The organism is Pseudomonas sp. NPDC087614 (assembly GCF_044743485.1).
In the GTDB taxonomy this organism is placed as follows: Bacteria; Pseudomonadota; Gammaproteobacteria; order Pseudomonadales; family Pseudomonadaceae; genus Aquipseudomonas; species Aquipseudomonas baetica_A.
Map to the genome: position 1 here is coordinate 25,834 of NZ_JBIUWN010000058.1, position 11,531 is coordinate 37,364.

Annotated in this window: 10 protein-coding genes; 2 read left to right on the top strand and 8 right to left on the bottom strand. The window is 58.1% G+C overall.

Annotated elements, in window-relative coordinates; translation table 11 throughout:
• The 8 genes from ACIOWA_RS20065 to ACIOWA_RS20100 all read right to left on the bottom strand — a co-directional run.
• On the bottom strand, positions 1 to 2,004 hold a 2,004-nt coding region (locus tag ACIOWA_RS20065), incomplete at its 3' end, for a chemotaxis protein CheA (RefSeq protein WP_401161546.1).
• Between the two features lie 54 nt (positions 2,005 to 2,058).
• Positions 2,059 to 2,847, bottom strand: a complete 789-nt coding sequence (locus ACIOWA_RS20070) for a protein phosphatase CheZ (protein ID WP_221731958.1) — start codon at positions 2,845 to 2,847, stop codon at positions 2,059 to 2,061.
• Between the two features lie 18 nt (positions 2,848 to 2,865).
• Positions 2,866 to 3,237 carry a chemotaxis response regulator CheY gene (locus ACIOWA_RS20075; protein ID WP_221731959.1) on the bottom strand — a complete coding sequence of 124 codons (372 nt, stop codon included), beginning with the start codon at positions 3,235 to 3,237 and terminating at the stop codon, positions 2,866 to 2,868.
• Positions 3,238 to 3,404: 167 nt separating this feature from the next.
• Complete coding sequence (gene fliA / locus ACIOWA_RS20080; protein ID WP_401161548.1) at positions 3,405 to 4,145, bottom strand: RNA polymerase sigma factor FliA; 741 nt, start codon at positions 4,143 to 4,145, stop codon at positions 3,405 to 3,407.
• Complete coding sequence (fleN, locus tag ACIOWA_RS20085) at positions 4,142 to 4,972, bottom strand: flagellar synthesis regulator FleN (protein ID WP_003222917.1); 831 nt, start codon at positions 4,970 to 4,972, stop codon at positions 4,142 to 4,144. Before fleN ends, fliA begins: the two co-directional genes overlap by 4 nt.
• 116 nt (positions 4,973 to 5,088) lie before the next feature.
• On the bottom strand, positions 5,089 to 6,429 hold the full coding sequence (flhF, locus tag ACIOWA_RS20090) for a flagellar biosynthesis protein FlhF (RefSeq protein WP_339433590.1): 1,341 nt from the start codon (positions 6,427 to 6,429) through the stop codon (positions 5,089 to 5,091).
• 11 nt (positions 6,430 to 6,440) lie between these two features.
• Complete coding sequence (gene flhA, locus ACIOWA_RS20095) at positions 6,441 to 8,570, bottom strand: flagellar biosynthesis protein FlhA (protein ID WP_339433589.1); 2,130 nt, start codon at positions 8,568 to 8,570, stop codon at positions 6,441 to 6,443.
• 351 nt (positions 8,571 to 8,921) lie between these two features.
• A complete protein-coding gene (locus ACIOWA_RS20100; protein ID WP_401161550.1) occupies positions 8,922 to 9,590 on the bottom strand; it encodes a hypothetical protein in 669 nt (222 codons plus the stop codon).
• A gap of 265 nt (positions 9,591 to 9,855) precedes the next feature.
• Here ACIOWA_RS20100 and ACIOWA_RS20105 point away from each other — a divergent pair, with 265 nt between their 5' ends.
• Complete coding sequence (locus ACIOWA_RS20105) at positions 9,856 to 10,122, top strand: hypothetical protein (RefSeq protein WP_401161552.1); 267 nt, start codon at positions 9,856 to 9,858, stop codon at positions 10,120 to 10,122.
• Entirely contained in the window at positions 10,106 to 10,963 is an 858-nt protein-coding gene (locus tag ACIOWA_RS20110) for a hypothetical protein (RefSeq protein WP_401161554.1), read from the top strand. Before ACIOWA_RS20105 ends, ACIOWA_RS20110 begins: the two co-directional genes overlap by 17 nt.
• Positions 10,964 to 11,531 lie beyond the last annotated feature (568 nt).

Below are 11,531 nucleotides of genomic sequence, written 5' to 3' on the forward strand. Positions count from 1 at the left end.
GTATAACAATGGCAGCGCCTTGTCCCGCACGATCACCACTTCCTGGCCGTCCACGACGTTGGTCGTCGACAGGTCGAGGTGGAAGATTTCGTTGACGTTGACCAACGGGAACGCGAACGCCTGATTGCCGAGCATCACCATCAGGGTCGGCATGATCGCAAGCGTCAGCGGTACCTTGATGACAATCTTCGAGCCCTGGCCCTTGGTCGAGTAGATGTTGATCGAACCGTTGAGCTGGGAAATCTTGGTCTTCACCACGTCCATGCCGACACCGCGGCCGGACACATCGGAGATCTCGGTCTTGGTCGAGAAGCCCGGGGCGAAGATCAGGTTGTAGCACTCGCTATCGCTCAGGCGATCGGCCGCGTCCTTGTCCATCACACCGCGTTTTACCGCGATGGCACGCAGAACGTTCGGGTCCATGCCTTTGCCGTCATCGGAGATCGACAGAAGAATGTGATCGCCTTCCTGCTCGGCCGCCAGAACGACTTTGCCGCCCCGCGCCTTGCCTGAATCTTCACGTTCTTCCGGCGATTCGATACCGTGATCGACCGCGTTGCGCACCAAGTGGACCAGCGGGTCGGCCAGAGCCTCGACAAGGTTTTTGTCCAGGTCGGTTTCTTCGCCGACCAGTTCTAGGTTGATCTCTTTCTTGAGCTGACGCGCCAGGTCTCGAACCAGGCGTGGGAAGCGCCCGAAGACCTTCTTGATCGGCTGCATCCGGGTTTTCATTACCGCGGTCTGCAAGTCAGCCGTCACCACGTCCAGGTTCGACACGGCTTTGGACATGGCTTCGTCACCACTGTTCAGACCCAGGCGCACCAGACGGTTACGCACCAGCACCAGTTCGCCGACCATGTTCATGATTTCGTCGAGACGCGCGGTGTCGACCCGCACAGTCGTCTCGGCTTCGCTCGCCGGTTTTTCCGGTGGCGGTGCTGCTGGAGCGCGGGCAGGCGCCGGTGCGGCAGCGGCAGCCGGTTTTGGCGTTTCGGCTTTTGGTTCAGGCTTGGCCGCAGGTTTGGGCGCAGCAGCGGCCGGGGCCTTGGCGGCTGGCGTGGCAACAGTCGAAGCGGAACCCGTAGCAGCGGTGCCGACTTCAGAGAACTTGCCTTTGCCATGCAATTCGTCGAGCAGCGATTCGAACTCGTGATCGCTGATCAGATCGCTGCCGGCAGCGGCGGCCGCCGGTGCGGCTGGCGCAGCAGGTGCCGAGGCAATCGCCGACTCCAGCGCATCAACGGCGAAATTGCCTTTGCCGTGCAACTGATCGAGCAACGCTTCGAATTCGTCATCGGTGATGTCCGAACTGTCGCCCGCCGCCGGTGCTGCCGGAGCCGCCGCCGGTGCTACAGCGTCAGCCGCGAACTGGCCTTTACCGTGCAACTGATCGAGCAATGACTCGAACTCGGCATCGGTAATTTCATCGCTGGCGGCCGCATCGGCAGCTGGCGCAGGCGCAGCAGCCGCCGGGGCTTGGGCTTCAGCCTTGACGGCGTTCAGCGAGTCCAGCAGTTGTTCAAATTCGTTATCGGTGATGTCGCCCGAATCGCCTTCGACGACCAGTTCTTCGATCATCTCGGCCACGGGAGATGCCGGGGCTTCGTCCGCCGTTTGCGGCTCGGCCAGACGCGCCAGGGCGGCCAGCAGCTGCGGGGTGGCCGCCGTGATCGGTGCACGTTCGCGGACTTCGCTGAACATGCTGTTCACCGCGTCCAGTGCTTCGAGGACAACGTCCATCAGTTCTGCATCAACGCGCCGCTCACCCTTACGCAGGATGTCGAACACGTTTTCGGCGATGTGACAGCACTCCACCAGCTCGTTGAGCTGAAGGAAGCCGGCGCCCCCTTTTACAGTGTGGAAACCGCGAAAAATTGCATTGAGCAGATCTGCATCATCCGGACGGCTTTCCAGCTCGACCAGTTGTTCGGACAGTTGCTCAAGAATCTCGCCGGCCTCAACCAGGAAATCCTGAAGGATCTCTTCATCGGCGCCGAAGCTCATTAATGGGGTGCTCCTACAGGTCTAAAAACCCAAAAAACCTAAAATTCCAAAACTCTAGAACCCAAGGCTGGATAACAAATCGTCCACATCGTCCTGACCGGACACAACGTCTTCTCGTTTATCGGCATGAATCTGCGGACCTTCACCCTGCGAGAGATGTTTTTGTGGATCTTTTTCTGCAAGCATCGCCTCACGGTCATGTTCGATGCCCGCAAAGCGGTCAACCTGACTGGCCATGAGCACGAGTTTGAGCAAGTTGCTTTCGACTTCGGTGACCAGTTGCGTCACACGCTTGATCACCTGACCGGTGAGGTCCTGGTAATCCTGGGCGAGGAGGATGTCGTTCAGATTGCCCGACACCGCACGGTTGTCCGTGCTGCTGCGCGACAGAAAACCGTCGACCCGGCGCGCCAGTTCACGGAACTCTTCAGCCCCGACCTCGCGACGCATGAAGCGCCCCCAATCGGCACTCAAGGCCTGGGCTTCGTCAGCCAGACCATTGACCAGCGGCGTGGCGCTTTCCACCAGATCCATGGTGCGGTTGGCCGCGGCTTCTGTCAGCTTGACCACATAGCCCAGACGCTCGGTGGCGTCGGTGATTTGCGACACTTCCTCAGCCTGCGGCATGTGCGGATCGATCTGAAAGTTGACAATCGCACTGTGCAGTTCGCGCGTGAGCTTGCCCACTTCCTGATACAGGCCGCGGTCACGGGTCTGATTGAGCTCATGGATCAGTTGCACAGCGTCGCCGAACCTGCCTTTTTCAAGGCTTTCGACCAGTTCGACCGCGTGTTTTTTCAGGGTCGACTCGAAATCGCCCTGTGAAGATTCGTTATGCTCCATAGCTCCCCCGCGCGTTCATCAGCCGATGCGTTCGAAAATCTTCTCGATTTTTTCTTTCAACGCCTGGGCCGTGAAAGGTTTGACCACGTAGCCGTTAACACCGGCCTGAGCCGCTTCGATGATCTGTTCGCGCTTGGCTTCAGCGGTCACCATCAGCACGGGCAGGTGCTTGAGTTTTTCATCGGCACGCACGTGGCGCAGCAGGTCGATACCGGTCATGCCCGGCATGTTCCAGTCCGTTACCAGAAAGTCGATGTTTCCGCTGTTGAGTACCGGAATGGCGGTAATGCCATCGTCGGCCTCGACGGTGTTGGTGAACCCCAGATCACGCAGCAGGTTCTTGATGATCCGCCGCATCGTTGAGAAGTCATCAACGATGAGGATTTTCATGTTTTTGTCCAATTCGACCTCCAAGCAGTCTTAAACGCGCCCAGCACCTGGACGCGCCATTTCAATCATTCCGGCGTAGCACTCGAAGACTGTCTGGAACACAACGGAGCAAGACCGGTGCCGCTCATCACCGCACCGGCCTCGTTCGCAGTGTCCCCACACTGCCTTCAGCGCGCTCGCCACTCCCCCAAACGCCCCCGCAAACGGGCCGCGCACTGGCTGTGGAAGTGGCTGACCCGCGATTCTCTGACGCCAAGGACTTCACCGATCTCCTTGAGGTTCAGCTCTTCGTCGTAGTACAGCGCCAACACCAGTCGCTCACGCTCCGGCAAATTGGCAATCGCGTCCGCCAGCGCTGCCTGGAAGCGTTCATCTTCCAGATCGCGTGACGGCTCAAGATGAGCACTGGCGCCATCCTCGTGCAGCCCTTCGTGTTCGCCGTCCTGCAACAGATCGTCGAAACTGAACAAGCGACTGCCCAGGGTGTCATTCAAAATCCCGTAGTAATCGTCGAGACTCAATTGGAGTTCGGCCGCAACCTCGTGATCTTTAGCATCACGGCCGGTTTTAGCTTCAATTGCGCGAATTGCGTCGCTGACCATACGGGTGTTGCGGTGAACCGAGCGTGGCGCCCAGTCCCCTTTGCGCACTTCGTCGAGCATCGCGCCGCGGATTCGAATGCCCGCGTACGTTTCGAAACTGGCACCTTTGCTGGCGTCGTATTTGGTCGAGACTTCAAGCAGACCGATCATGCCGGCCTGGATCAGATCCTCGACCTGCACGCTGGCCGGCAGGCGTGCCAGCAAGTGGTAAGCAATGCGCTTGACCAGTGGCGCGTAACGCTCGATCAGTTCGTACTGCGCGTCACGCGCCGACTTCTTGTAGTAATTCATACCGCTGGCTGTCATAGCACGGGCCCTGCCGTTTGCTGCACGAGGCGCTCGACGAAAAACTCAAGGTGGCCACGCGGGTTGGCCGGCAGTGGCCAGGTGTCGACCTTCTGCGCGATGGCCTTGAACGCCAGTGCGCACTTGGAACGCGGAAAGGCTTCATAGACTGCACGCTGCTTCTGCACGGCCTTGCGCACGCTTTCGTCGTAGGGCACGGCGCCGACGTATTGTAGGGCCACATCAAGGAAGCGATCCGTGACTTTGGTCAACTTGGCGAACAGGTTACGGCCCTCCTGCGGGCTCTGGGCCATGTTGGCCAGGACGCGGAAGCGGTTCATGCCGTAATCACGGTTCAACAGTTTGATCAATGCGTAGGCGTCGGTGATCGAAGTCGGCTCGTCGCAAACCACCAGCAACACTTCCTGCGCCGCACGCACGAAACTGACTACCGAGTCACCAATGCCCGCAGCGGTGTCGATCACCAGCACGTCGAGATTGTCGCCGATGTCGCTGAAGGCCTGAATCAGGCCGGCATGTTGCGCCGGGCTCAGGTGAACCATGCTCTGGGTGCCGGACGCCGCCGGCACGATGCGAATTCCGCCCGGGCCTTGCAACAGCACGTCGCGCAGTTCGCAGCGGCCTTCGATGACATCGGCCAGCGTGCGTTTGGGGGTCAGCCCCAGCAGAACGTCGACGTTCGCCAGCCCCAGATCGGCGTCCAGCAGCATGACCCGACGGCCAAGCTCTGCCAGCGCCAGCGACAAGTTCACTGACACGTTAGTTTTCCCGACGCCACCTTTGCCGCCGGTCACCGCGATCACCTGTACGGGATGCATGCTGCCCATGTTATTTCTTTACCTTGTCTTGCATAGACGGAGGCCACATTACTGGCTGCGCGTTCACAACCTGAACAATGCATGGCAGACCATCGATGTAGGTACAAAAACTGTTCATGAATACCTCAGCCTACCTGCTTGGTCGGGCTGTGATAGATATCAGCGAACATGTCAGCCATGGCTTCTTCGCTGGGTTCTTCCTGCATTTGCACGCTGACGGCGCGGCTGACCAGTTGATGACGGCGCGGCAGATGCAGATCATCCGGAATCCGTGGGCCATCGGTCAGGTACGCGACCGGCAATTCATGACTGATCGCCAGGCTCAACACTTCGCCAAGGCTGGCCGTTTCATCCAGTTTAGTCAGGATGCACCCGGCAAGCCCGCAACGCTTGTAACTATGATAAGCGGCGGTTAGAACCTGTTTCTGGCTGGTGGTTGCCAAGACCAGATAATTTTTTGAACGGATGCCTCGCCCGGCCAGACTTTCGAGCTGCATGCGCAGTGCCGGATCGCTGGCTTGCAGGCCCGCGGTATCGATCAGCACCACGCGCTTGCGCAGCAATGGATCCAGCGCCTGCACCAGCGATTGGCCCGGGTCGACGTGCGTCACCGGCACATTGAGGATACGGCCCAGGGTCTTCAATTGTTCCTGAGCGCCGATACGGAAACTGTCCATGCTCACCAGCGCAACGTTCTGCGCGCCGTACTTAAGCACATAACGGGCAGCGAGTTTAGCCAGCGTGGTGGTCTTGCCCATACCTGCCGGACCGACCATGGCGATCACCCCGCCTTCTTCCAGCGGCTCGACTTCCGGTACGGCGATCATCCGCGCCAGGTGCGCCAGCAACATGCGCCAGGCCTGACGAGGTTCTTCGATATCGGTGATCATCGCCAGCAGATCGCGCGACAACGGACCGGAGAGACCGATACGTTGCAGACGACGATACAGGTTGGCTTGCGCCGGACGCTTGCCTTGCAACTGATTCCAGGCCAGCGTGCCAAGCTGCACTTCCATCAGTTCGCGCAGGCTGTTCAATTCAAAACGCATCGAATCCAGTGCACGCGGATCGACACCGCCAGACGACTGAGCAGGAGCAGGTGCCGGACGCGCTGGTGCGGCGTAAGTCGGCTCGCTCAGCGGTTCAGCAGCGGTCAGCGGCAGGCCAGCGGTCAACGGCAGGCCGGCGAAGATCTGGCGATTGCTATTGCCATCGGCTTCGCCACGCAGGCTCAACTCGGCCTGAGCGGTGACGATGCGCGACTGGGTCTTGCGCAGCTCATCTTCGAGTTCAATGTTCGGAACCCGCGGCGCCAGCGCCGACAATTTGTAATCCAGCGCCGCCGTCAGCTCGACACCGCCGGCAATGCGGCGGTTGCCAATGATGGCGGCATCAGCGCCCAGCTCATCACGAACCAGCTTCATGGCCTGACGCATATCGGCGGCGAAAAAACGCTTAACTTGCATAAACCACTACCTCAGCCGTTGGGCCCTACTGTCGCAACGATCGTCACTTGCTTGTTGTCCGGAATTTCCTGGTAGGCCAGCACATGCAGCCCTGGGACGGCGAGGCGACCAAAACGCGAGAGCATCGCGCGGATCGGACCTGCTACCAACAGAATCACCGGTTGACCTTGCATTTCCTGACGCTGCGCCGCTTCGATGAGCGAACGCTGCAGCTTCTCGGCCATGCTTGGTTCCAGCAGAACGCCCTCTTCCGAGCCTTGTCCTGCCTTCTGCAGACTATTGAGCAATATTTGTTCCAACCTTGGTTCCAAGGTGATCACAGGCAGCTCGGACTCAGTGCCTACAATGCTTTGGACGATGGCGCGCGATACGCCGACCCGCACAGCAGCCACCAACGCGGCGGTATCTTGACTCTTCGCGGCGTTGTTGGCGATAGCTTCGGCAATGCTGCGGATGTCGCGCACCGGCACGTGTTCGGCCAACAGCGCCTGCAATACTTTGAGCAGTTGCGACAACGAAAGCACACCCGGCACCAGCTCTTCAGCCAGTTTCGGCGAACTTTTGGCCAGCAACTGCATGAGTTGCTGCACTTCTTCGTGGCCGATCAACTCGCTGGAATGCTTGTACAGAATCTGGTTCAGGTGAGTGGCGACCACGGTGCTCGCATCGACCACCGTGTAACCCAGCGATTGCGCCTGCGCCCGCTGGCTGATTTCGATCCACACCGCTTCCAGTCCGAAAGCCGGATCTTTGGCGTTGATACCGTTGAGCGCGCCGTAGACCTGCCCCGGATTGATCGCCAACTCGCGATCCGGGTAGATCTCCGCCTCGGCGAGGATCACACCCATCAGGGTCAGGCGATAGGCGCTCGGCGCCAGATCGAGGTTGTCGCGGATATGCACGGTCGGCATCAGGAAGCCCAGATCCTGCGAGAGCTTTTTGCGCACGCCCTTGATTCGCGCCAGCAATTGTCCACCCTGATTGCGATCCACCAGCGGGATCAGGCGATAGCCCACTTCCAGGCCGATCATGTCGATCGGGGTCACGTCGTCCCAACCCAGCTCTTTGGTTTCCATGGCGCGGGCCGGCGATGGCAGCAACTCCTGCTGACGCTTGACCTCTTGCAGCGCTTGAACCTTGGCGACACTTTGTTTTTTCCAGAACAGATAGGCGCCACCGGCGGCCAGCGCGGCCATGCTCAGGAACGAGAAGTGCGGCATGCCCGGCACCAGGCCCATGACCGCCATCAGCCCCGCTGCAACCGCCAGCGCTTTGGGCGAGGCGAACATCTGACGGCTGATCTGTTTGCCCATGTCTTCCGAACCGGAAGCACGCGTCACCATGATCGCTGCCGCTGTCGATAACAACAGTGATGGCAATTGCGCCACCAAACCGTCACCGATGGTCAGCAAGGCGTAAACCTTGCCCGCTTCGGCGAAACTCATGTGGTGCTGGAAGATACCGACGGCCACGCCGCCAATGAGGTTGATGAACAGAATCAGCAGACCGGCGATGGCGTCACCGCGCACGAACTTGCTCGCACCGTCCATCGAACCGTAGAACTCGGCCTCTTGGGCGACTTCCGAACGGCGAGCCTTGGCCTGGTTCTGATCGATCAGACCGGCGTTGAGGTCGGCGTCAATCGCCATTTGCTTGCCAGGCATCGCATCGAGGGTGAAGCGCGCGCTCACCTCGGAAATCCGCCCGGCGCCTTTGGTCACCACGACGAAGTTGATGATCATCAGGATCGCGAAGACCACGATACCCACCACGTAGTTACCGCCGATCACCACCTCACCGAAGGCCTGGATCACCTTACCGGCAGCCGCGTGACCATCCTGACCGTTGAGCATCACCACCCGCGTCGACGCCACGTTGAGCGCCAGCCGCAGCAGGGTCGCGACCAGCAGAATCGTCGGGAACACCGCGAAATCCAGCGGCCGCAGGGCGTAAACGCAAACCAGCAGGACGACGATTGACAGGGCTATGTTGAAGGTGAAAAACACGTCCAGCAGGAACGGCGGCACCGGCAACATCATCATGGCCAGCATGACCAGCAGCAACAGCGGCACGCCCAGATTGCCTCGACTGAGATCGGCAACGTTCGAGCGAGCACTGTTGAGTAACTGAGAGCGATCCACCGGTTTTCCTCGTTCCTTTAAAGCAAACTTTTGACGCCCAGAGCGGGCTCACGGCGGGTACTGCAAGAAGCTTTCCAACTTTTGCCAAAGATTGAAACAGAGAGGATTAACCGAGGATTTTCCGTTGGCCGGGATGGCCCTTTCGCGAGCAAGCCGGCACCACCGTTGTTTTGCGTGGCGTCAGTTTTATCCAGGCAGGCCGGTCCAGCAGCCAGATGGAAGCTGATAGAGACGAAGATCCAAAAGTGGGAGCGGGCTTGCTCGCGAAGGCGGCCTTACAGCCAACCCATGTTTTCATGGCATATAAAAACCGCCGCACCGCGCAATCAGGACGGCATTTTTTAACGCAGGTTACTTCGCGGTCAGGATCTGATCGGGCGCAATATCACCGAAGCCGAGCCGATTGCGGTCAACGTAGAGAGTCCCCAGAAAAAGCTCCTCACCTTCGACTTCAACCAAGTCCTCACCCATGTACATCAACACGACCTTGGTCACTGGCGCAATAACTCCCGGGACCGTCACTTCACCTTGCAGCAGATTCAGCGCCCAATGAAACTGGATGACCGGCAAATCACCGATTTCGATCTGCCGAGTGTCATCCAGCGATCTGAAGTCCCTGCGTGCAGTCACGCGTAGCTTTTGCCCGACCTGCACAAACTCCGGCTTGCCATAACGCACCTGCCGGTAAGGACCGGTCGCCCATTGATCGTTGTAATACCCGGGCGAGGCGAAAAGTTCGAACAACGCCTGATTGCCGCCGATGTTTCCTGCCTCACTAAACAGGTAGTTGTAGGAGTAGTGGTGAGCAAGGCCATCCAGCTCAGGCCTGATCGCGTTGATAGGGTTGTCGAGGTAGTTCGGAATATAAGCATTGGCCATCTGTTTGAAATGGGTGAAATCCAGATCCATCTCGAAAGTGACGGTGTAACCGATGGTCCGCTCCTTTGTGTTCTGTTCCAGTCGTCCTGAAACATACTCCAGCCCCATGCCCTCAAGTTTTCGGTAAATACGCTCTGCCATGATCGTGCGCTCCTGGTTACGGAAAATGTCCGCTCCCCTATTTCGCTGCTATAGACAGCCGCCCGTCTACTGTCAGAGTTGACAGGTAGAAGCTCTTTCCAGACCAACGGTTTCTCGCAAATCGATCCGAAAGCCAAAGCAACTTGAACGCTACCGCCCATCGAAAAAGCGCGCTTACCTGTCAGATCTGACAGTGGCGAAAACTCGCGCTTCGTGCATCAAATGAGGCCTTCCAAGGCACTCATCCAAACGCAGGAGACACCTCATGAACTCCATATCTGCAGTCACCGATCCAGCGGCGCCGAAGGTGCTTGAAGCACATGGCTCGGCGGGCGATAAGCTCGACTTCAATGATGTCTATTACGCCCAATACGTTACCGTACAAGTTCCGCACTACACCGGCATGGCTCGCAACCATACGATTCGCGTAACCTGGGAAAACCCTCGACATACCTACCACTCAGAAGTCATCACAGTGGGGACACCAGGCGTCATCAACGTCCCCCATTGCGCGCATGGAAGTGATCGATAGCATTGGCCATTCAGTGAAGATCTATTACACGGTCCGCACCGCGCCGAGCATGCCTGTAATCCCATCTGGATACCTGCTGCTTTACATTCTTCCCCAACGCTTCGACTTACTCGCGCCGACGCTGTCGAGCGACGAGAAAACCATACGGGTCAACTATGCAGGCTTGGCTACAGGCTTTACGGCTCGCATCCGCGCTATTGCCAAAACTCTTTGGGAAAGTGATACGCGGCCTCTTCAGACCGGAGTCACGCCCGTTTTTACACTTCCTTTGGACTGGCGAACAGCCAATCGCGGTGCCGATGCCCTGATCAATTACACCGTATACAAATCGGGAAGTGGTGAGCGGTTGATGTTTTCGAAGGTGTTGAGAACGCAAATAGGCGAAGTCGCCCCTGCTATCCATGAGAACTTCGATGGCAAGCCCACTCAACTTATAACGGTTGGCCAGCGCATCGTGCTCTCGAGCATGACCATTACGTTTCTTTCAGGTAACGGACAAATGGGAATTTCTGACTCTCTACAATACCCGCCAATCCCCGGAAAACGTAGCGGGCAACTACTGCATCTTTGCTATCAAGTGTCGACAACCCAACAGCGTTGCAGAATTGATCTCAAATCAGCCTATTCAAAAGTCAGTTTTTGGCAAACCTGGACAAACGTAGCAACCAACACCGCTTTTTTTTACAACACCGCGGGTCAACTGCTGGGAGAAAGAACATTTACTCAATCGCGTGCTGACGCCCATCTCGTCGAATTCACTTCAAACGGAATAAGCAGAATTGAAATACTGTGCAATACACCCGACTGGATCGCACTGGATTACTTTTCATTCATCCCCTGATCTGCACAATGACGGGCTTTCATGCAGGCAGCCCCGCATCAGGAATCGCGCCGCAGATCCGGCGGGATCGGCAGCCACCCCCTCCCCACGGGCGCAATGAGGGAGGGGTTTACTCCTCGATTTTCGCGGAGAAAGATCAAAAGATCGCAACCTTCGGCAGTTCCGCTGATCACTCTAGGAACTGCCGAAGGCTACGATTTTTTGCTTTTATCCCCCCAAGCCAACGCCCCCCATCGCCCCTGTCAGATCTGACAGGTGTGCAAGTCAGAATCGAGCCTTGTCCTTCCTCCTCCCTTCAAGTCCTACCATACAAGCGAGCTTGCTCGCGAAGGGGCCGGTGAAGTCAGCGCACATCGCCCTTTAAACTCCGATGTTTAAAAGAAACCTTCAGACACGCCTTTGAGGCTACAAATCCTTGCGCCATTGCCTACAGCCACGCCAGAATCCGCCGGCTCGTGCGCCTTGGGGGCGGGTGTGGTGGTCAACTAATTCCGGACACCTCGATAGGTGGTTTCGATGCCATCGCCCGCTCGTAAACGGTCGGCGGCAGATACCCCAGTTTTGAGTG